Annotated in this window: 21 protein-coding genes; 4 read left to right on the top strand and 17 right to left on the bottom strand. The window is 54.5% G+C overall.

What is annotated here, in order from left to right; genetic code table 11:
* Positions 1 to 4: 4 nt before the first annotated feature.
* From RGU44_RS16620 to RGU44_RS16610, 3 genes are all read right to left on the bottom strand, one after another.
* Complete coding sequence (locus tag RGU44_RS16620) at positions 5 to 466, bottom strand: hypothetical protein (protein WP_322218156.1); 462 nt, start codon at positions 464 to 466, stop codon at positions 5 to 7.
* A gap of 112 nt (positions 467 to 578) precedes the next feature.
* Positions 579 to 1697 (bottom strand): GTPase, encoded by a 1119-nt coding sequence (locus tag RGU44_RS16615; RefSeq protein ID WP_322218154.1) that lies wholly within the window; start codon positions 1695 to 1697, stop codon positions 579 to 581.
* A 554-nt stretch (positions 1698 to 2251) separates the two neighbouring features.
* Positions 2252 to 2683: a DUF4339 domain-containing protein gene (locus tag RGU44_RS16610; protein ID WP_322218153.1), complete on the bottom strand. Its 432-nt coding sequence runs from the start codon at positions 2681 to 2683 to the stop codon at positions 2252 to 2254.
* Between the two features lie 268 nt (positions 2684 to 2951).
* On the opposite strand from RGU44_RS16610, the gene RGU44_RS16605 reads away from it, so the two are divergent.
* Both RGU44_RS16605 and RGU44_RS16600 read left to right on the top strand, forming a co-directional pair.
* On the top strand, positions 2952 to 3299 hold the full coding sequence (locus RGU44_RS16605) for a helix-turn-helix transcriptional regulator (RefSeq protein WP_322218150.1): 348 nt from the start codon (positions 2952 to 2954) through the stop codon (positions 3297 to 3299).
* Positions 3300 to 3337: 38 nt separating this feature from the next.
* Complete coding sequence (locus RGU44_RS16600; RefSeq protein ID WP_322218147.1) at positions 3338 to 3583, top strand: hypothetical protein; 246 nt, start codon at positions 3338 to 3340, stop codon at positions 3581 to 3583.
* Between the two features lie 110 nt (positions 3584 to 3693).
* Here RGU44_RS16600 and RGU44_RS16595 read toward each other — a convergent pair whose 3' ends face one another.
* A complete protein-coding gene (locus RGU44_RS16595) occupies positions 3694 to 4662 on the bottom strand; it encodes a DUF932 domain-containing protein (protein WP_322218146.1) in 969 nt (322 codons plus the stop codon).
* Between the two features lie 139 nt (positions 4663 to 4801).
* On the bottom strand, positions 4802 to 5137 hold the full coding sequence (locus RGU44_RS16590) for a hypothetical protein (protein WP_322218144.1): 336 nt from the start codon (positions 5135 to 5137) through the stop codon (positions 4802 to 4804).
* Positions 5138 to 5603: 466 nt separating this feature from the next.
* Here RGU44_RS16590 and RGU44_RS16585 point away from each other — a divergent pair, with 466 nt between their 5' ends.
* Both RGU44_RS16585 and RGU44_RS16580 read left to right on the top strand, forming a co-directional pair.
* Positions 5604 to 5900, top strand: a complete 297-nt coding sequence (locus tag RGU44_RS16585) for a helix-turn-helix transcriptional regulator (protein WP_322218141.1) — start codon at positions 5604 to 5606, stop codon at positions 5898 to 5900.
* Positions 5897 to 7330: a YfjI family protein gene (locus tag RGU44_RS16580; protein ID WP_322218138.1), complete on the top strand. Its 1434-nt coding sequence runs from the start codon at positions 5897 to 5899 to the stop codon at positions 7328 to 7330. Before RGU44_RS16585 ends, RGU44_RS16580 begins: the two co-directional genes overlap by 4 nt.
* A gap of 116 nt (positions 7331 to 7446) precedes the next feature.
* Here the strand turns inward: RGU44_RS16580 and RGU44_RS16575 are convergent, their stop codons facing one another.
* From RGU44_RS16575 to RGU44_RS16520, 12 genes are all read right to left on the bottom strand, one after another.
* Positions 7447 to 7833, bottom strand: coding sequence for a hypothetical protein (locus RGU44_RS16575; protein ID WP_322218135.1), 387 nt, complete (start codon positions 7831 to 7833; stop codon positions 7447 to 7449).
* Between the two features lie 81 nt (positions 7834 to 7914).
* Positions 7915 to 8169 (bottom strand): hypothetical protein, encoded by a 255-nt coding sequence (locus RGU44_RS16570; RefSeq protein WP_322218134.1) that lies wholly within the window; start codon positions 8167 to 8169, stop codon positions 7915 to 7917.
* Between the two features lie 69 nt (positions 8170 to 8238).
* Complete coding sequence (locus RGU44_RS16565) at positions 8239 to 9483, bottom strand: tyrosine-type recombinase/integrase (protein WP_322218132.1); 1245 nt, start codon at positions 9481 to 9483, stop codon at positions 8239 to 8241.
* Positions 9484 to 9918: 435 nt separating this feature from the next.
* A complete protein-coding gene (locus tag RGU44_RS16560) occupies positions 9919 to 10650 on the bottom strand; it encodes a helix-turn-helix transcriptional regulator (protein ID WP_322218131.1) in 732 nt (243 codons plus the stop codon).
* A 238-nt stretch (positions 10651 to 10888) separates the two neighbouring features.
* Positions 10889 to 11416 carry an inorganic diphosphatase gene (gene ppa / locus RGU44_RS16555; RefSeq protein WP_219062705.1) on the bottom strand — a complete coding sequence of 176 codons (528 nt, stop codon included), beginning with the start codon at positions 11414 to 11416 and terminating at the stop codon, positions 10889 to 10891.
* Positions 11417 to 11531: 115 nt separating this feature from the next.
* Positions 11532 to 12344, bottom strand: coding sequence for a M90 family metallopeptidase (locus RGU44_RS16550; RefSeq protein WP_322182222.1), 813 nt, complete (start codon positions 12342 to 12344; stop codon positions 11532 to 11534).
* Positions 12345 to 12350: 6 nt separating this feature from the next.
* On the bottom strand, positions 12351 to 12998 hold the full coding sequence (locus RGU44_RS16545; RefSeq protein ID WP_322182220.1) for a DedA family protein: 648 nt from the start codon (positions 12996 to 12998) through the stop codon (positions 12351 to 12353).
* A gap of 245 nt (positions 12999 to 13243) precedes the next feature.
* The gene (locus RGU44_RS16540) at positions 13244 to 13702 is read right to left on the bottom strand and encodes a GNAT family N-acetyltransferase (protein ID WP_322182886.1); all 459 of its coding nucleotides are present in this window, start codon (positions 13700 to 13702) and stop codon (positions 13244 to 13246) included.
* Positions 13703 to 13806: 104 nt separating this feature from the next.
* Positions 13807 to 14667 carry an ethanolamine ammonia-lyase subunit EutC gene (eutC, locus tag RGU44_RS16535; RefSeq protein ID WP_322278459.1) on the bottom strand — a complete coding sequence of 287 codons (861 nt, stop codon included), beginning with the start codon at positions 14665 to 14667 and terminating at the stop codon, positions 13807 to 13809.
* 11 nt (positions 14668 to 14678) lie between these two features.
* Positions 14679 to 16073, bottom strand: a complete 1395-nt coding sequence (locus RGU44_RS16530) for an ethanolamine ammonia-lyase subunit EutB (protein WP_322182218.1) — start codon at positions 16071 to 16073, stop codon at positions 14679 to 14681.
* A 102-nt stretch (positions 16074 to 16175) separates the two neighbouring features.
* Positions 16176 to 17546, bottom strand: a complete 1371-nt coding sequence (gene eat / locus RGU44_RS16525) for an ethanolamine permease (RefSeq protein ID WP_322182215.1) — start codon at positions 17544 to 17546, stop codon at positions 16176 to 16178.
* Positions 17547 to 17680: 134 nt separating this feature from the next.
* Positions 17681 to 19201 (bottom strand): aldehyde dehydrogenase family protein, encoded by a 1521-nt coding sequence (locus RGU44_RS16520; protein WP_322182211.1) that lies wholly within the window; start codon positions 19199 to 19201, stop codon positions 17681 to 17683.
* Between the last annotated feature and the right edge of the window lie 144 nt (positions 19202 to 19345).

The following is a 19345-nucleotide window of genomic DNA, read 5'->3' as shown; positions in this document are numbered from 1 at the left end:
ACTGTTACCATGTGGAACGGCAAGTATTTTCCTTATTATCGAGGGGAAGCAGTACCTTTTTCATATTTTTGGTGGGCAATTTAACGGTTCTGCCTGCGGCGCTGATTTGCAGATTGTTGGCATTACGCAGCGCTTTCCAGAACGCTGGAAAGATGGAGGAGCAGGCGTCGCAGTTGGTTTCAAAGGGGTTGCTGTAGTGGATGCCGTCAACGATCACGTCGAAGTCTGCGCCTGAAGTATCTTTGGATGAGTACTCTTTGCCTGCAATGCTCGCGTAAGCTCTGACGTCGCCTTCGTCCTCATCTTCACCAGGACAGGTGATGTTCAGCGTATTGCCATTGCCGTCATCGACCGAGCTCTCTGTATTACCTTGAGCCCAGCCCGATGTCCATTCGTAAGTTCCAGCCCATGCGGTATTGATTGTCATCCCGCCAAGGACTAAGGCCAATAAAAATTTCTTGTTCATGCAGACGTTTCCTTCTGGCTAGTAGGTGGAGTTGTGGTGGTTGGAAAGGAGGGCTGGAAAATCAACCTATTGAGCTGATTTTCCAGCGGTCATGGACGGGGATCCCTTACGGTCAAGAGAAACTCATCTTTCTCTTCAGTTCTGCACCGATCAAAGCTATATCGAGATCTTTGCCTGGGTTTTTTTCGCAGAAATCAGTCAGTACGGCGATGTAGGCAGCACCCAATGCTTTCGTCAATGCAGCTGCAGTCGTTGCTGCAATAGCACCGCCAACGACAGTTCCTACTCCCGGAATCATTTTCAGGAGTCCGGTTACTAGCACTCTCCCCACCACGGTTACTGCACCTGAACCAACAGCGGACATTACCAACGTTGTCAAAGCGCTGGTGCTGACATCCATACCGAACGTGACGCCAACTTTTGCCAGCATTCCTACCTGAATCGGAACCAGCAAAATGGCATCGGAGAACGGAATCGGCGAGGCAGCGGCTACTGCTGCAAGCGTGCTAGCGGCCAAAACTTCTTTTCCGGCCTGTTCAATCTTAATTTTCATCGACGATTGATGCCGCGAGTTAAGGGCGTTAGCAAATGCGCGCTTTTTTGCTTCAGGTATTAGCCCCGCTGTCTCGGTAATCAAAGCGTTGATGTTTTTTTCTTTAAATTTATAAAGTTCACCGTCGTCATCCTCAAACTCCCCAGCGAGTGCTCTTACCTGTACGAATGCAGTCGCAGCGTTAAGGTCTTTCTTGACCTTGGTGATAAAATCATTTTCCTTGCCAAACATGCTCTGGGTAATCACCACAATGACCGGTATCGACAGTTTTTTGAGCATATTGCACAACTCTATTTCAGCATCTTCGACTCGATTGCTACTTTCCTGAATACACAGCCATGCCGCATGAATATGCTTGTTTTCGTCACCGCTGATGGAGCGTTTTTTGATGAAAAACTCAAGGTCGGCGGAGATTTTTTGGAAGTCCTTAAGCTCCAGGCCTTTGCTATCGATGATGGTTAGCGGATGGCCTTCCTTCGTGATTTCTTCAATTTGTTGCGTCACCGGTTTACCAGAGCCAGTTTTTGCAAGCTCGCCACGGAATACGCAGTTGATCAGCGTGCTTTTTCCAACGCCGGTTTTTCCTGCAACGATGATGTTGATGTTTCCTACGCCTTCTATTACGTTGAGAATCGCGTCCTCGAGAGCGTCCGTTATTGTTGCAGTATCGCTGCGCATGGTTTGCAAGCCTTTTCGATTAGATATCGATGAACTGTGGCGGAGGTGCTCTCTTATGCCCAGTAAAGTCCCTGAGCTTTTCGGCAGCACCTGATTTTTAAGCGAGTAAAGTCGCTAGGTTATAACTTTTGATCTATTGCCTTGGATGTCGGCACATTGGTTGAATTTTTTACTGTATATTAAAAAACTAGAAAGAATACGTGAAGTTTCCATGGTCAGTTTCAACTGAGACTTCTTTCACAGTACATCCATATGCCGATATTGTTCGCCGCTCACCAAACACTAAGTCTGTTGGCAGACTTGGGCCCATACCCATGCAACTTCCTCGATTTATCTTAAGGCCTTTAATTGTTACTTTGTCAGTAATGGCTTGTAAGTAAACGTCAGGGAGGCCCATGCTCTGGCCAAGAGATACTTCAATGGGTGAGGTTTCGCTCCGGCCACACGCAGAAATCAGCGCGAACGCGGCGAGCAATGAGGCGTTGGTTAGAAGTTTCATTCGAGATCCTTAAGGGAGATAATAATAGTTTAGATGGCTGTATCGAAAACTACATTTAGTTTGCTGGCGTCAGACAAACAACGTAAGTGCCCAACCGGCTATCCACACGATAAAGTACGCCAAGTTTTTGATTCAGCATCTTGGCGCGTTGGTACAGATAGACCGGTACGATAAATGCCCAGCTCTTGAAGCGGCTGGTGTCGTGCCCAGTTTGCTTCAGGCGCATTTCATCGAATAGAGACAATGAGATGTTCAGGATCAGGCTGACGTACCAGTAACGGTTGTCTGCCAAGGCGTGATTCAATTGCGCCCCACTGTTACCCATCAGGCTGGCGACAAACGCCTCCAGCAGATAACCGATGATAGGTGCGAAAGCCAGCAGCCAGGCGAGGGTGTTGCTGACACCAGCTCCTGTTAGTGGCGGTGGTGAGAGCACTGCCAGGTGGTGTCCTAGTTCCATCTTTTCGATCCGTACCCAGCCTGGCATTCCGTTCCTCCAGACCAAGCCGCCATAGATCAGCTTGCCGTTCTGAATGAGCGCAGATGATCTGCTGCGTATCCATCCCTCTTTTACGTTCGCCTTTTTCTTCGTAAAACCATTGGTAACTGCCTTTCATTTCCAGCATGAAAAATTCCTTTTTTTTACTGTGGGTATAAATGAATGACAAGCAACCTTTAAGGGTGATTTTCAACCTTTTGAGTTCTTCATGTCAATGAGGCGATGCCCAACCATCTAGGTCGAGATGGGGGGCGTTGTGAAAGAGACTGATCAGAAGTATTTGGCGGGTGTTGTGGGCCGTGCGATTGCCAAGCAACGCATTCGCAGTGGCTTGACGCAGGAGGAAGTGGCCGAGCGTCTGGGAATCGGCAACGAAGCCGTTTCCCGCATTGAGCGCGGTATCGTGATTCCCAACATTGGGCGCTTGCTGGAGTTCGCAGGGATTTTTGACTGCGAGGCGGCAGAACTGTTGACCGAGGCGAGTTCGCGTCCGGGCGACCAGGCCAACCGGATCAGTCGGTTATTAACCCCTCTGAGTCATGATGATCGACAGCTGATCCTCGATCTGGTTGAGCGCCTGGCCGAACGCCTAGGAAAGGCATGATCGAACTTGGCCCCACAGCGTAAGCAGAGATAGTCATAGTGGCTGAACTGATATTTCTGCACATCCATGGCAAAGGCCGTCATGGCGGTGTAGCCAGATGTCGCGCTGGAAACGCTCTCGCCGATCAGGTCAAGCAACTGCATGAGCAGGTTTTCATGTTTGATTTCCGAGTCGATTCCAGAATCCTGGATGTGTGCCTGGCGAACGCCGAGCAGAAAACTATCAATGGTTCCGATGAGCAAGACTGCCGCGTTGGCGGCCTCCTTGGACAGTACAGCCTTTGACTCGCGGATCAGGCAGCGTAGGGGCATGGTGGAGCTCCGTGAAAGGGTTAACCACTGAGATAACGCGTTGCACGAGGGAGGCATGAGCCTCCCTTTATGCTGTGAACTCTTCAGGTCACCAGTTGCAGGGCGGTGTTGAGCGCTCGTTGTTTGATGGCGGCACCTTGGCCGAACCAGGCGGTGTCCATGCGGTATTCGTTGCTGCGAGCGCGGCGCTCGTGGTCGACATACTCGGTGACCGCGTTGAGCAAGCCCCAAGCCGTGCCCTTGGCCGCTTCCAGTTCCGCCCCTCGACCATGACCGTCATACATACTCAGTACCTTGGTTAAGGCTCGTTCATTCGAGGTGCCGGTCCGCTCTGGGTTACCCGTTTGGGCTTCACACAGCACGCTCAGTAGATAGTCCTTTGCTTCATGGGCTTTCACTGGACGTGCGGCGAGTGTGCGCATGCGGTACATGAAGTCGTCCCACTGGGAAACGGTGATGCCCAACTGCTGTTTAACGGCTTGTGGATTGAAACGGGTGCTGTGCGGGACCTTGATCGCCTGGCTGGCGCCATTGACCGCAATCGTCAGGGTGTTGTTGCAGACCACGCGAATGGTGGTCGGTGTTGCCGTGGTAGCCAACGTACCGTCACAGGAAGTTGCCAGCAGCAAATAGCCATTCACCACGTCATTGCCTTTGAGGGCGGTCGACTGTCCGGTCCGCGCCAGCGCCCAGAGTTTGCGCCCGCCCTTCAGCACGCCGGCGGTTTCCAGCTCATAACCCGAACGCTCGGTCAGATCCCGGTAAAACTCTAGGACCTCACGCGGCTGGACCACTTGGTAGCGTTGCGAGACGACTGACAGGGCTTCCTTATTATCCGAACGGTAGAGCACCTTCTGTTCGGGAAACGAATGGATGGTGCCGAGATGGCCGACCGAATCAGCCATGAAGCGCACAGGTGACTCCTGGATCTGCCAGTTCATGCCGGCTTCTTGTTGCCAGACTTCCAGTGGTTGTTTGGGCGAGAGCTGATTGCCCAGGCCATGCCAGGGCGTTGTACCGACGTAAGCCATTTGTTCAACGAGGTGTGCCATGGAGAGCTTCCTTTTCATTTGCGCACGGCGAAGCCGCTGAGTGCTCAGCAGGGATCAGTCGGCGTGCGGGGTGTTGACCGTGAGGGGGGTAGCGATGGATCAGATGGGCAGTGTCAGCGTCAAGCGGGAGATGAGCAGTTCAAGCGGAATGACGGTCGCTAAACGACAGTCCGCAGTCGAGACAAGTGTAATTGTCCAAAACCCGCTCATCGATGACTTCGCCGAGTTTGGCGCCCGCGATGCAGCCGGTCGCCGCACCGGCTAATCCGCCGAGGATGGCCCCGGCGATCCCGCCTGCCGCGCTACCAGCGGGGCCGGCAATGAGTCCGATGACAGCGCCCACCTCGGCACCGGCTATGGCGCCGGTGACTCCTTGGGCGGCGCCACCGACGGTCCCGATGAGGGCGCTGACTTTCCTGGCTAAATCCTTGGTGATGACAGCGGTGGAGTGACAGCGTGGGCATTGAGTGGTCATGTACAGGTTTCCTGCCGAGAGAGTTGGGATGTGAAGTCATTGCACGGGCATAGAGCCCATCAAGCAGGTCGCGTATGCGACCTACCTGAGTGGTGAGCTACTGAGTCTGGGATGTGATGCTTAATGCGGATGGATGCAGGGGCGTGATGTATGACTGAGATTATTTTGAGTATGGTTCGATGGCGCTGGGTCTCATGACGTGAAAAACGGTAAGGGTGTAGCAGCAATTTTTTGGATCACAGGCATCAGTCCTCTGCTATTTCCGCTACGAATAGCGGAAATAGCAGAGGGAAAGGTGATTGCCGGGTGAATAAAGGCAATTTTCTGAGGTTTTGTCTGTCATATTTTTTGTTTCATTTCAAGGGTAGCGCTTGCGGTAAGAAATAATGAATGCGGGTGCGTTCAAATGAAAAAAACATCTAGATAGCATTACGTCATCTCGAACTTGTAGCAGGAGTGTGGTGCGATGCGTGTAATTGACGTTGACAAAGCTCGTAAGTTTTTGGGCCGGGAGGGTGATGGTAAGGCGGTCATTCGGGTCTTGCGTTTGAAGAAACTGCAAGATCGCCTAGGGGTGGGGCGGTCGACGGTCTATGACTGGATGAATCCATGTTCGCCACGATATAACCCCGCGTTTCCACGTCCTATAAAGCTCTCGATAGGCGCTAGGGGCGCTATTGGTTGGATCGAGTCGGATATCTGCCGTTGGATTGATTCAAGAGTAGTAGCTGGCGTAGAGGTTTTACGGAGGGGAGAGCAATGAGCTCTGACCGTTATCGGGGACAAGTGCTGCGGAAAACTGGAGAGCCTTTCCCGTCATTTGCATGCTTTCCGATCTTGAAGGCTGCTATAGATGAGGCTGAAAACAACATCCAGGCTCCACGATCGCTAATTTTTTTCGGGGCCCTGGCTACGATTGCCATCGGTGTTCAGGGGCTTTTTGATGTCCGTAAGCCAAACGGGCAATGCGTTCCGACGTCGCTAATGCTGTTGTCTATTGCGGATTCGGGGGAGCGGAAGTCAACGGCAGAAAATAATTTCTTTGGGGCGATTCGGGATTTCCAAAAAAGGAAAGGCCTTGAATATCAGTCCGAGTTAAAGGAATGGGAATCCAACTCGAAAATATGGGATGTAAAGTATAAAGTAAGACTTAAGGAAATAGCAAAACTCACTCGTGATGAAGAGTGTTCAGAAGATGCTGAGCGTCGATTGATTGAGCATGGAAAGGCTCGGCCGTCAAAACCAAAGCAACTTAAGATTTTATACGAGGATTCTACCTCTGAAGCTCTATTTCTAGGGATTCATCAGAATTTTCCGTCGGCTGGATTAGTGTCGAGTGAGGGGGGAGGGGTGCTCAACGGTCGGGCGTTAACCGACTTGTCTAAGCATAATGCCATTTGGAGTGGGGACTCCATAACTGTTGATAGAAAAACGGCTGAAAGTTATGAGGTTGTTGGGGCGCGTCTAACTGTATCGATAATGTCGCAAAGAAGTGCGTTCGATGAGTATATCAAGAGGGCTGGGGAGAAGTCGCGTGGTTCAGGTCTCTGGGCTAGATTTTTAGTTTGCAACCCAAGATCGACGCAAGGTACTAGGTTTCTTAAAAATGAAACTGTTTCTTGGGGATGTCGCAATAAGTTTTCTGCACGATTGGCTGAGTTTCTTGAGCTGAGCTCGGACTTATTGGAGGTGTCTTGTCGAAAGCGAAAAATTATTAGCTTCTCGCCGGAAGCTGGCGAAATGTGGTTGGACGTGTATAACGCTATTGAGTCTAACATTAAAGTTGAAGGGCGATTCCATCAAATGGGGGATCACGCCTCAAAGCTAGCGGATAATATTGCTAGAGTGGCCGCTCTCTTACATTGTTTTGAAGGGTTTGGGGGGAGTGTGTCGTGTGATACGCTTAAGTTTGCAGTGGATTTTTGCCTTTGGTGCTCTGATGAATTCTATTATCTATTTTTACCCAAGACGGAAGAAGAGCTAGATGCGATGGCGTTAGAGGAGTGGCTGCTATTAGATAGGGAAAGAAGTGACTGCCGACTAAGTAGAAATCGTATCCTTCAATATGGTCCCAACAAGCTGAGGGGTAAAAAACGTCTGGACAAGGCTTTGGAGAGGTTGCATATGCAAAATAGAGTAAGGTTTTTCAGTGGAAATGGAACTCAATACGTAGAGCTGTGTAAGACCTTCTGAAACTTGGCTTTATCATGTTAAATTTCAGAAGTTCAGTTAGGGGGCGCCCTGTAGGTGGCGCTTCGCGGCAAGGTGACTTCTGTGGTTGATGTGTGTTGTTCTGTAGGAGGTCCTCTTTAGGTGTGGCTGAGTGAGCTTTTTTGGTCCTTCGATGGTTGGACGTTAAATGCTGATTTTACCTCTTTGTCCTCTTCGATCATGTTCCATATTTTAGATATTAAACTAATCATGATCTCGGCTTGCGTGCCCTTTAGCTGATGAGGTGAGTTAATTAAGTTTTGAGCTATTTTTTTTGCAATCACACTTGGTGTTTTGCAGCTTTTTTGGGGTGGGAGGGATTGCAAAGCGTGTATGACATTTTTTTTGAAATCGCTTTTTTTCTTTGCGTTTGCTTGGCCGCCTTTACTTGCGCGCTCAGCAGTGGTTCGTACTAAAGAATCACAAATACCATAACAATATCCGACATGATGGCGCGCCTCTGAAACGGCATTCCAAGCCATCATAATGCTGTTGTTTTCTTTAAGCTTTATTGCTATGTAAGTGTAAGTATTGGCTAGTATAATGGAGTTTGTCAGTTCTGTATTTTACTCTTTAATTTCGGGATTAAAGTAGGAGCGAGTGTCGACTGTATGCATTCTATCTATTTTTCCGGAGTCTATGCGGTCAGCAATATCCTTGAACTGAATGTTGGTATTATCTTCTCCGAAGACTCTTTCATTTAGATCGCTAAGCTTGCTAAGAAGATTGTGAATGTTTCCGTCGATTTGTATATCGTTTAGTAAGACGGTAAATTTTGTCAAATCTGGAGTTTTCGCTTCACGGATCACGTATTCGGACATTGTCTTCTCTGGGTTTTGGTTTTTTTGAGGTTGTTGGATTCATGCCTGAATCTGCGCTGATATGGCTTGCTATTCCCTAGTAATGGTATTTGGCTGGTATGCTTGTTCAGAGTTTAGTAGCTCCGAGCATATAAACTTAGCCCAATCGGTCATGAGTGCCCGTCGCTTGTCGAGAAAATCGGAGCGAGAGTACGCGCCCTCAGTCTGATCACGTTCGTCATGCGCTAACGCCATTTCACAAACCTCACGTGGATAGTGCGTGCATTCACTTGCCCAATCACGAAATGACGAGCGAAAGCCGTGTCGAGTGATGTGTTCGTATTCCATTCCATGTAAGAGCGTGCGTATGGCGTTTGCGTGCATCACCCCGGTCTTGCCCTGGCCTGGGAATAGATAGGGGCTTCCTGCAACCTGTGGAATGGTTTGAACCAGTTTCACCACCTCATCGGTAAGCGGGACGACAAAGGCCACTCGCATTTTCATACGTTCATATGGCAGAGACCAAGTGCCAGCCTCCAGATCAAACTCGTCCCAACGAGCAAATCTCACCATGTGTGCGCGTGCGCTGGTCATGATCAGTAGTTGAGCAGCCCACGACGCTGGCGTGCTGTTTGCGCGGAGCTTGACCATCAGTGCCGGTACGTCCTGCCACCGTAAAGCTTCAAAGTGCTCGCGCTTCCGAGCTTTCTTTTTTTCAGCACGACTCAACAGATTGTCTAAGTGCCCACGCCAGCGAGCCGGGTTTTCACCCTCTCGTAGGTTGCGTGCCTTGGCTGCATCCAGAACCTGTTCAATTTGCCCACGTACTTCATCGGCGGTTCTGGTCTTAGTGGCCCAGATTGGTTGCAGCACCTTGAGCACCTGGGGCGTCCCGATCTCCTCGGCTGAGAGCTTGCCAATGTGAGTAAACGCATACAGCTCCAGCTTCCGCAGCCAGCCTTTTCGCCACTTCTCTGACCAACTGCCCCCGTGGGCTTCGCAGTAATCTTTTGCGAGTGTCTCGAACTTCAGCTGCTTTGCTTCACTGGCTCGCTGAGCTTCGCGTTGCGCAACGCGTTCAATGTCGCGAGCGGCTAAGGGGTCTACACCATCGCTCAACTGGCTTCGTTTAGCACTGGCTTCTTGTCTGGCTTTCTTGAGACTCACTTCAGGAAATGAGCCCAAGCCCATCTCCCTACGACGGCCTGCCAATTGGAAGCGAAGTAGCCAGGATTTACGCCCGGTAGGTTTGACGACCAAGCGAAGCCCATCACCATCTTCGTAGGTGCCGGGTTCGGTCAGATTTTCTACTTGTTTCGGATTCAGCTTACCCATTGAATTTCCCTGTCGTCCCTTTTGTCCCCCCACCTGTCCCCCCACTTCATCTTCGGATGACGTCGAATGGCGTTGAACACCATCGGACAGGGTGATGCTTGAAACGCCCGTCATAGCTAGGCTATCGGCAGGATTCCCGGATGGGATAGGATTATTTCGGACAATAAAAAAGCCGGCTTGTGGCCGGCTTCTCGGGGACGGTTTTGGTTTATTTTTGGTAAACCGCAACCGCCTTCAAAATGTGCGACCCGCAACGGGGGCGACTGAATGGGGGGCGACGCGAACGTATCGTTCGGGGCGTCTAAAACGAGGCGCGTAGGATACTTGGGTTAGTGCCTGATGCCCAGCGTTTGGATAGATCATTCTCGTTCTGCGCCTGGAGCGTGATCGAGGAGGTAGTTTCTCGCTCAATCGTGAACACGCTGTTTAGCGTGATTACCGAAACGATGCCGTTCGTCGACGGGTGTTTAATGTTGACCACCAAAATACCCAGCCCATGACCCGAATATTCTGTTTCTTGATTTGTTCGGCGCTAAAAAACTCGTCCGGGTATTCGGCGCTGTTATGGCTGCGTAGGCGCATGGCGCCGCAGGGCAAGCGATAGAGGTATTTCACGCGGAGCATGCCGTCATGTTCGAGGGCGTACATTTCGCCGTCGATGACTTGTGTCGTTCCGCGGTCTATGCCGATGATCGAGCCGTCCTGGATTGTCTCGGCCATGCTGTTGCCGATGATCGCGGCACACACGGCGTTGCTGGGGTCGATGTTCATGGCTTGCAGGGTGTGCAGTGATAGGCGGACTTTTTGGTCGGGGGCTTCGGCGACGACGGTTCGTCCAGGGCCGAGGGTGGATGCGATTTCCTTGAGCAATGGCACGCTTACGTCTTCGGAGGACTGGGGGGCGTCGGCCCGGATGGCAACTGAAGTGCTGTTGTTATAGGTGTTCTCGGTGCGTTCTCTCGGGTGTTTGGACCCATCACCCGAGCGCAGCCACTGGGGGTTGACGGTCAATAATTCAGCCACTTCCACCAGTCGGGCCATGGGGATGCCTCGCTTGAACCAGTTGTTCACGTGCTGCGGCGTCACTTTGCGATTGGCGGCAAAGTCCGTGGCTGAGAGATGGCACTCCCGAAGGAGGGCGCGTAAGCGATCACCTGATGTCTTCATAAGCACCGAGTTTACGGAGGTCACGAGCTTGTTTAAATAAACGAGGTGTTCAAATGAGCGGTGCGTCAAATCACCAAATGAGTGCGCGTACTACAGGCGTGGCGGTGCTTTGTAGGGGGTTTCCATCAGTGTTTCGTGACAGGTAAACAACAGAAGTTCGAGGCGAAAAAAAGCCCTGGCTTCACATCAAGAAGCCAAGGCTCTTTCACGGTGCTACTGACGCAGCAACCGTCGTCGATCAGCCTTTGAAGGCAGCAACCGACTTCATGATTTCAGTGCGGGCTGCTTCTGCATCACCCCAACCTTCGATCTTCACCCATTTGCCTTTTTCGAGATCTTTGTAGTTCTCGAAGAAGTGCTTGATTTGCTCAAGCAGCAGGGGAGGCAGGTCGGTGTATTCTTTGACGTCGACGTACAGCTGGGACAGTTTGTCGTGCGGGACTGCGATGACTTTGGCATCGCCGCCGCCGTCGTCTGTCATGTGCAGGATGCCGACCGGACGGGCGCGGATAACCGAGCCTGGCGTAACCGGGTAAGGGGTTACGACCAGCACGTCGAGGGGGTCACCGTCGTCAGCCAGGGTGTTAGGAATGAAACCGTAGTTGGCCGGGTAGAACATGGGGGTGGCCATGAAACGGTCAACGAACAGGCAATCGGTTTCTTTGTCGATTTCGTATTTGATCGGCGCGTGGTTGGCCGGAATTTCGATCGCGACGTAGATGTCGTTCGGCAGGTCTTTACCAGCCGGAATCTTGCTGTAGCTCATTGGGCGTTGCCCCCGTAGTTGACCAGTCAGGCTTTGGTCGAATCGACCAAAAAGTGGTGGCGATTATAGGCATACTCAGAGCCGGTTGCCACGCATGGCGATTGGCCCCTAGACCTTAGTAGTGGGTCTTGTAGGCGGGATGGTCATGGCGAAGTTGCCGCAGGCGTGCCAGGGGGTCTTGTCGGTAGAAGGCTTTTAGCTGTTCATAGACGGCTGGATAGGCTGCGATCAACAGGTTCGGTGCGCTGAAGAAGTACTCGCTGGTGACGGCGAAGAATTCTGCGGGGTTTTCTGCGGCGTACGGATCGATGGTCGGTTGGGCGTGCGGGTGGTGTTCCAGTTGTCGGTTCAGGTCGTCATAAGCCGTTTGCATGACGCTGGCCCAGTCGCTGCCGCGCATGTCGCTGTGCAGCGGCGGCACCCCATTGGCGGCGCCATCGAGCATGTCGAGTTTATGCGCCAGTTCATGGATAACCAGGTTGTAGGCGTGCCAGCCCCCGCTGGACAACACCCCCGGCCATGCCAGGATTACCGGCCCCTGGGACCAGGCCTCGCCGCTGTGTTTGCCGTTCCATTCATGCTCGACGCCGTTGCTGTCGCGATGACGTTGCGGGCTGATGAAGTCGTCCGGGTACAGCACCAGCTCATGGAAGCCCTGATACCAGTTCAACTCATCAAGGTTGAGCAGCGGCAATTGTGCCTGAGCGGCGAGAAACAGACGTTGCTCGTCGTCCAGTTCTACGCCGGGCAGGGCGGTCAAGTGCTTGTCCTGAAGGAACAGCACGCTGCGTTCGCGCAGGCGCTGATCCTCCTCGGCATTTAACCCGTCGAGAATCGCCAGCCGTTGCCGGACGCGATTCCAGACCTGTTGATCGACCGGATGCTGGTCGAGTATCCGCTGCCTGTGCCATGAGCCAAGCGACCACATCAAGTATCAGCGCGCAGCAGCTGAACGGGCCAGACGGCCACGTACCAGGCCGATGATCATCGGCATCAGTGATAGCAGAATGATAGCGACTACGAGCAACGACAGGTTCTTCTTGATGAACGGTACGTTGCCGAAGAAGTAACCCAGGGTGACCAGCCCGCCAACCCAGGCGACAGTGCCCAGTACGCTAAAACCGAAAAACCGCGGGTAGGGCATCTTGGCCACGCCTGCAACAAAGGGGGCAAAGGTGCGGATAATGGGCAGGAAGCGCGCCAGCGTTACGGTTTTGCCGCCATGGCGATCATAGAAGTCATGAGTTTGTTGCAGGTAGTCGCGCCGGAAAATTTTCGAGTTCGGGTTGCTGAACAGTTTTTCGCCTGCTGTTCGGCCGATCACGTAGTTAGTGCTGTCACCGAGAATTGCCGCCAGCATCAGCAGGCCAGCGAGCAGGACCGGGTCCATGCCACCACCGGCGGCAACCGCGCCAGCGATGAACAGTAATGAGTCACCGGGCAGGAATGGCATGACCACTAACCCTGTCTCGCAGAAGATGACGAGAAACAGGATCGCGTAGATCCAGACGCCGTAGTTGGTTACGAGCATGTCGAGGTATACGTCGAGATGCAAAATAATGTCGATCGGGTTGAAGTCCATGTACGGCACCTGTGTAAATGACCAGATTCTGGGTCGTGTGCTAAGGGGAATGCTGAGGCGATATGGGCAGCATTATAGGGGGGCAACCCTCTAATGCCCGATCAGTTTGTCGCGAAGTATGTCAATAGAATGTTTTTTAAGCGGGGAGGAGGAGCGGTTGCCGACCGGTCAGACCGTATCAGTTTGTTCGTAGGCAATCGCCCGCCGGATCTGTGGGCGATTTCCTGTCGGTAAATGGGCGTGAGTCAATCCTCGTTGATAGGCAATACGTAGTTCTTGAACTGCGTATCTTCTTTGAATCCAATGGACTCGTAGACTTTCTGCGCCACGTCATTGTTGCTGTTGGTGGAAACGCGCATGCGCACCGCGTGGGTTTCCTTGGCCATTTTTTTTGCTTTCTTGATCAGATGGTCGGCGACCAACTGGCGGCGAGCCTCTTCGGCGACGTAGATGTCGTTGAGAATCCACACGCGCTTGAGCGACAGCGACGAGAAACTTGGGTAAAGCTGGCAGAAGCCAAGCAGCTTGCTGTCGTCGTCATCGGGCAATGCCAGGTAAATCACCGACTCTTTGCGGCGCAGACGCTTTTCCAGAAAGGCGCGGGAGGAGTCGGGGAAAGGCAGCTCGCCGTAAAATTCGCGGTATTTGACGAATAGCGGGCTCAGCAGGTCCAGGTGCTCCAGGGTGGCTTGAATGATCCGCATACGTTGGGCCTCAACTTCACAATGGGGGATGACAGCGAACGGGTCGCTCAGCCAGTCGTTTTCGATGCTGCCTAAAGCATTTAGAAAGCGCAATCCAATGACCGTCAGTCTTTGGGCTTCGCCAGCAGGAAGTTACTGCTCACCGGGAGTGGTGCATCCGATTCCAGGGTGTGAAGTTGGGCTTCATCCTTTAGATTGACCCCTGAAAGCTGGCGTCGACAGGCTTCACGCATCAAGTAAAGCAGGCGGTGAGCGGCCATGCCGTAGCTCAAACCCTCCAGGCGAACATTGGAAATGCAGTTGCGATAGGCATCGGTCAGGCCGACTTTCGGGCCATAGGTGAAATACAGGCCCAGGCTGTCCGGCGAGCTGAGCCCAGGGCGTTCGCCGATCAGGATCACTACCATTTTTGCCCCGAGCAGCTCGCCGATTTCGTCGGCCACCGCCACTCGGCCCTGCTCTACCAGAATCACCGGAGACAGTGACCAGCCTTCGGACAAAGTCTGTTCTTCCATCCGCGCCAGAAACGGCAGGGCATGTCGATGGACGGCCAGCGCTGACAGGCCGTCGGCGATCACCACGGCCAGATCGACGCCGCCGGGGTGGGCCAGGGCATAGTCGCGCAGCTGTTGAGCGGAGGCTTCGTTTAAGCGTCGGCCCAGGTCAGGGCGTTGCAGGTAGCTGTGACGGTCGAGCGCCGCGCTGTGCAGCAGCAGGGTGTCGCGCCCGCGTTCGGCCATTTGGGCGCGGAGCCCTGCGTGATCGAATGGCAAGTGCACGGCATCGCGGGCTTGAGCATGTGCGTACTGAAAATCCAGCTGCGCACGGGTGGGCAGGCTGGTGCCGGTGCGCCCTAGGGCGATCCGCGCGGGCGTAAGGCGGCGTAGCTCCAGCCACGGGTTCTGGCTGTCGGTGGGTAAAGCGGCCTGCTCTTCAGGCAGTCCATTTATGGGTAGCTCGGCCATGGGCAGCTCACTCATCCTAAATGTGCCAGGGCGTGGCGGAAGGCCGGCGGCAGGTTGTCGCCGAAACGCACGCGGCCATCGGTCTGGGTAAAGATGCCCATGTTTGCCAGCCATGCCTCGAATTCCGGGGCGGGCCTCAGGCCCAAGGTCTGCCGGGCATACAGGGCATCGTGAAACGAGGTGGTCTGGTAGTTGAGCATGATGTCGTCGGAGCCGGGGATGCCCATGATGAAGTTGATCCCGGCCACCCCCAGCAACGTTAGCAGGGTGTCCATGTCGTCTTGATCGGCTTCTGCATGGTTGGTGTAGCAGATGTCACAGCCCATTGGCACGCCGAGCAACTTGCCGCAGAAGTGATCTTCAAGACCGGCACGGATGATCTGTTTGCCGTTGTACAGGTATTCGGGGCCGATAAAGCCGACCACGGTGTTCACCAGGAACGGATTGAAATGTCGGGCCACGGCGTAGGCGCGGGTTTCGCAGGTCTGCTGATCGATGCCGTGGTGGGCGTTGGCCGACAAGGCGCTGCCTTGGCCGGTTTCGAAATACATCAGGTTGTGCCCGAGGGTCCCGCGGTTGAGGCTCAGGCCCGCTTCATAACCTTCCTGCAGTAGATTCAAATTGATGCCGAAACTGGCGTTGGCCGCTTCGGTGCCGGCGATGGACTGGAACACCAGATCCAGCGGCACGCCGCGATTGATCACTTCGATCGAGGTGGTGACATGGGTCAGCACGCAGGCTTGAGTCGGGATGTCATAGCGCTGGATGATCGCGTCGAGCATTTCCAAGAGTGTGCAGATCGATGACGTGCTGTCGGTGGCCGGGTTGATGCCGATCATGGCATCGCCATTGCCGTACAGCAGCCCGTCGAGGATGCTCGCGGCAATCCCGGCCGGTTCGTCAGTGGGGTGATTGGGTTGCAGTCGTGTCGACAGACGTCCGCGCAAGCCCATCGTCCCGCGAAAACGGGTGACGACACGAATTTTCTGCGCCACCAGCACCAGATCCTGCACGCGCATGATCTTCGACACGGCCGCCGCCATTTCCGGGGTCAGGCCGGGGGCGAGGGCGCGCAGGCTGTCTTCGTTGGCGTGATCGCTGAGCAGCCAGTCGCGCAGGCCGCCGACCGTGAGGTGGCTGACGACGGCAAACGCCTGTTTATCGTGGGTGTCGATGATCAGTCGGGTGACTTCATCGTCTTCGTAAGGGATCAGGGCTTCTTCAAGGAAGTGCTTGAGCGGGATGTCGGCCAGTGCCATCTGCGCGGCCACACGCTCGCCATCATTGAGCGCCGCAACGCCCGCGAGGAAATCGCCGGAGCGCGCGGGGCTGGCCTTGGCCATGACGTCCTTGAGGCTGTCGAAACGGTAGGTCTGGGCGCCGACGGTATGGGCAAAAGCAGCCATGGACGGAGTCCTCCTGTGGTTCTACGGACCTGATCACTCTAAAGCGCCGGGCCTGCACCTTAATAGGGCCTGTGCCGGACGCAAGCCCGGCACAGGTGCAACTTATATACCGGTGAGCATCGCATCAGCCGGCGCATCGGAACGCTGCTTGGCGGTCAGTTGGAAGTAGATGAAGCCTACAACCATGAAGCCAAGGAAGATCAAGCCGATAAGCGCGTTGAACCAGGCCATTGCCACCAGGCACACCAGCGCCAGCAGCAGGGCGATGCCGGGCACGATCGGGTAACCGGGCGCGCGGAAAGTGCGTTCCAGCAGCGGTTCGGTTTTGCGCAGTTTGAACAGGCTAAGCATGCTGATGATGTACATCACGATGGCGCCGAACACCGACATGGTGATCATGGCAGCGGTCAGGGTCATGCCTTGCAGGTTGACCAGGCCGTCGCTGTAGATTGCGGCAATGCCGACCACGCCGCCTGCCAGAATGGCGCGGTGCGGTGTCTGGAAGCGCGAGAGTTTGGCCAGGCCTTTGGGCAAGTAACCGGCGCGAGCCAGGGCGAAGAACTGCCGCGAGTAGCCAAGGATGATCCCGTGAAAGCTTGCTACCAGGCCGAACAGGCCAATCCACACCAGCATGTGCATCCAGCTGGAGTTCGTGCCGACCACCGCTTTCATCGCCTGCGGCAGCGGATCGTTGATGTTCGACAGTTGCCGCCAGTCGCCCACGCCGCCTGCCATCACCATCACCCCGATGGCCAGGAACACCAGGGTCAGAATGCCGCTGACATAGGCCTTGGGGATTGTCCGTTTCGGGTCTTTGGCTTCTTCAGCAGCCATGGCCGCGCCTTCGATGGCGAGGAAAAACCAGATCGCAAAAGGAATGGCGGCGAAAATACCGGGCACAGACGCAATGGTAAACGTGTCGGAGCCGGACCAGCCGTTGAGCGCGAAGTTACTGAAGCTGAAGCCCGGCGCAACCACGCCCATGAACACCAACAGCTCGGCAACCGCCAAAACAGTCACCACCAGTTCAAAGGTGGCCGCGATGCTGACGCCAAGGATATTCAGGGTCATGAACACGAAATAGGCGCCAACCGCCGCGTGTTTCGGGTCCAGTTCCGGGAACTGCACGTTCAGGTAAGCGCCGATTGCCATGGCAATGGCGGGTGGGGCGAAGACGAACTCGATCAGCGTGGCGATCCCGGCAATCAGTCCGGCTTTTTCACCGAAGGCCCGTCGACTGTAGGCAAAGGGGCCGCCCGCGTGAGGAATGGCGGTGGTCAATTCAGTGAAGCTGAAGATGAAACAGGTGTACATCGTAGCCACGATCAACGTGGTGATCAGGAAACCCAGCGTACCCGCCGCGCCCCAGCCGTAACTCCAGCCAAAGTATTCGCCGGAGATCACCAGGCCAACAGCGATGCCCCATAAATGCAGGGTCCCGAGTGTCGGTTTGAGCTGTGTTGTAGAAGTCATAAGTCCTCGCGTGTATTTTTATTGTTCGATTGATGGACTTTCAGTAATGGGTACAGCACGCACGCAACCCCCGTGCCAGTTGCGGATTACGCCGCAACTGGCACGGGGAGAAGGTCTGACGAGAGGCTAAGGGGTTAGAAGAAACCCAGCGGATTGGTGTCGTAGCTCACCAACAGGTTTTTTGTCTGTTGATAGTGCTCAAGAGCCACTTTGTGGGTTTCGCGGCCGACGCCGGATTTTTTGTAGCCGCCGAATGCCGCGTGCGCCGGATACAGGTGGTAGCAGTTGGTCCACACGCGGCCAGCCTTGAGGGCACGGCCGACTCGGTAGGCGCGGTTGATGTCACGGGTCCATACGCCAGCGCCCAGACCGAACTGGGTATCGTTGGCGATGGCCACGGCTTCGGCTTCGTCCTTGAACGTGGTGATGCTGACCACTGGGCCGAAAATTTCTTCCTGGAACACCCGCATCTGATTATTGCCTTTGAGCAGGGTCGGCTGGATGTAGTAACCGGTGGACAGGTCGCCGCTGAGCTTTTCCACCTGGCCTCCAGTCAGCAGCTCGGCGCCTTCGCCCTTGGCGATTTCCAGGTACGAGAGAATCTTGTCGAATTGCTGCTCCGACGCCTGAGCGCCGACCATGCAGTCGGTGTCCAGCGGGTCGCCGCGTTTGATCTGCCCGACCTTTTTCATCACTGCTTTGATGAACTCCGGGTAAATCGACTCTTGCACCAGTGCCCGCGACGGGCAGGTGCAGACTTCGCCCTGATTGAAGAACGCCAGCACCAAGCCTTCAGCAGCTTTATCGATGAACTCGGGCTCGGCTTGCATGATGTCTTCGAAGAAGATGTTCGGCGACTTGCCACCCAGCTCCACGGTGGACGGAATGATGTTTTCCGCCGCCAGTTTCATGATGTGCGAGCCCACGGGCGTCGAGCCGGTAAAGGCGATTTTGGCGATGCGTTTGCTGCTGGCCAGCGCTTCGCCAGCCTCGCGGCCATAACCCTGCACCACGTTCAATACGCCGGGTGGCAGCAGATCACCGATCAACTCCATCAGCACGCTGATACCCAGTGGGGTTTGTTCGGCAGGTTTGAGCACTACGCAGTTACCTGCAGCCAAGGCCGGCGCGAGTTTCCAGGCCGCCATCAGCAGTGGGAAGTTCCACGGGATGATTTGCCCGACCACACCCAGCGGCTCATGGATGTGATAAGCCACGGTGTTGCCGTCGATTTCGGCAGCGCTGCCTTCCTGAGCGCGCAAACAGCCAGCGAAGTAGCGGAAGTGATCGGCGGCCAGCGGGATGTCGGCATTCAGGGTTTCACGAACGGCTTTGCCGTTGTCCCAGGTTTCAGTGACGGCCAGCAGCTCCAAGTTTGCTTCGATGCGGTCGGCGATCTTCAGCAGCACCAGCGAACGCGCCTGCACCGAGGTTGCGCCCCATGCAGCGGCAGCGGCATGGGCGGCATCCAGGGCTTTTTCGATATCTTCGGCGCTGGAGCGTGGGAATTCAGCGATCAGCTTGCCGGTGATCGGCGACGTGTTTTCGAAATATTGGCCTTTGACCGGCGGCACAAACTCGCCACCGATGTAGTTACCGTAACGATTTTTGAAGGTGACGATAGAGCCTTCAGTACCGGGATGGGCGTAACGCATGGTGAGTGTCTCCTGACTTTTGTGTTTATAGGGGAAGACGCGCTGTAGCGCTTACCTTAAGCGTAGAGCAAAGGTCGGGCCAGCGCCCTGTACGGCACGGTTTATAAGGCTTTCGGCGGTTTTCGTGAGGGCAAAGCGCCAGTG

It is taken from the genome of Pseudomonas sp. 5C2 (assembly GCF_034314155.1).
GTDB lineage: Bacteria > Pseudomonadota > Gammaproteobacteria > Pseudomonadales > Pseudomonadaceae > Aquipseudomonas.
Note: the sequence above shows the minus strand (reverse complement) of the source record. Positions and strands in the feature narration are given on the sequence as shown.

Excerpts from the sequence above, each read along its gene's own strand:
- RGU44_RS16620 (WP_322218156.1), bottom strand. The coding sequence starts at position 466 with ATGAACAAGAAATTTTTATTGGCCTTAGTCCTTGGCGGGATGACAATC.
- RGU44_RS16615 (WP_322218154.1), bottom strand. The coding sequence starts at position 1,697 with ATGCGCAGCGATACTGCAACAATAACGGACGCTCTCGAGGACGCGATT.
- RGU44_RS16610 (WP_322218153.1), bottom strand. The coding sequence starts at position 2,683 with ATGCCAGGCTGGGTACGGATCGAAAAGATGGAACTAGGACACCACCTG.
- RGU44_RS16595 (WP_322218146.1), bottom strand. The coding sequence starts at position 4,662 with ATGGCACACCTCGTTGAACAAATGGCTTACGTCGGTACAACGCCCTGG.
- RGU44_RS16590 (WP_322218144.1), bottom strand. The coding sequence starts at position 5,137 with ATGACCACTCAATGCCCACGCTGTCACTCCACCGCTGTCATCACCAAG.
- RGU44_RS16585 (WP_322218141.1), top strand. The coding sequence starts at position 5,604 with ATGCGTGTAATTGACGTTGACAAAGCTCGTAAGTTTTTGGGCCGGGAG.
- RGU44_RS16580 (WP_322218138.1), top strand. The coding sequence starts at position 5,897 with ATGAGCTCTGACCGTTATCGGGGACAAGTGCTGCGGAAAACTGGAGAG.
- RGU44_RS16575 (WP_322218135.1), bottom strand. The coding sequence starts at position 7,833 with ATGATGGCTTGGAATGCCGTTTCAGAGGCGCGCCATCATGTCGGATAT.
- RGU44_RS16570 (WP_322218134.1), bottom strand. The coding sequence starts at position 8,169 with ATGTCCGAATACGTGATCCGTGAAGCGAAAACTCCAGATTTGACAAAA.
- RGU44_RS16565 (WP_322218132.1), bottom strand. The coding sequence starts at position 9,483 with ATGGGTAAGCTGAATCCGAAACAAGTAGAAAATCTGACCGAACCCGGC.
- RGU44_RS16560 (WP_322218131.1), bottom strand. The coding sequence starts at position 10,650 with ATGAAGACATCAGGTGATCGCTTACGCGCCCTCCTTCGGGAGTGCCAT.
- ppa (WP_219062705.1), bottom strand. The coding sequence starts at position 11,416 with ATGAGCTACAGCAAGATTCCGGCTGGTAAAGACCTGCCGAACGACATC.
- RGU44_RS16550 (WP_322182222.1), bottom strand. The coding sequence starts at position 12,344 with ATGTGGTCGCTTGGCTCATGGCACAGGCAGCGGATACTCGACCAGCAT.
- RGU44_RS16545 (WP_322182220.1), bottom strand. The coding sequence starts at position 12,998 with ATGGACTTCAACCCGATCGACATTATTTTGCATCTCGACGTATACCTC.
- RGU44_RS16540 (WP_322182886.1), bottom strand. The coding sequence starts at position 13,702 with ATGCGGATCATTCAAGCCACCCTGGAGCACCTGGACCTGCTGAGCCCG.
- eutC (WP_322278459.1), bottom strand. The coding sequence starts at position 14,667 with ATGGCCGAGCTACCCATAAATGGACTGCCTGAAGAGCAGGCCGCTTTA.
- RGU44_RS16530 (WP_322182218.1), bottom strand. The coding sequence starts at position 16,073 with ATGGCTGCTTTTGCCCATACCGTCGGCGCCCAGACCTACCGTTTCGAC.
- eat (WP_322182215.1), bottom strand. The coding sequence starts at position 17,546 with ATGACTTCTACAACACAGCTCAAACCGACACTCGGGACCCTGCATTTA.
- RGU44_RS16520 (WP_322182211.1), bottom strand. The coding sequence starts at position 19,201 with ATGCGTTACGCCCATCCCGGTACTGAAGGCTCTATCGTCACCTTCAAA.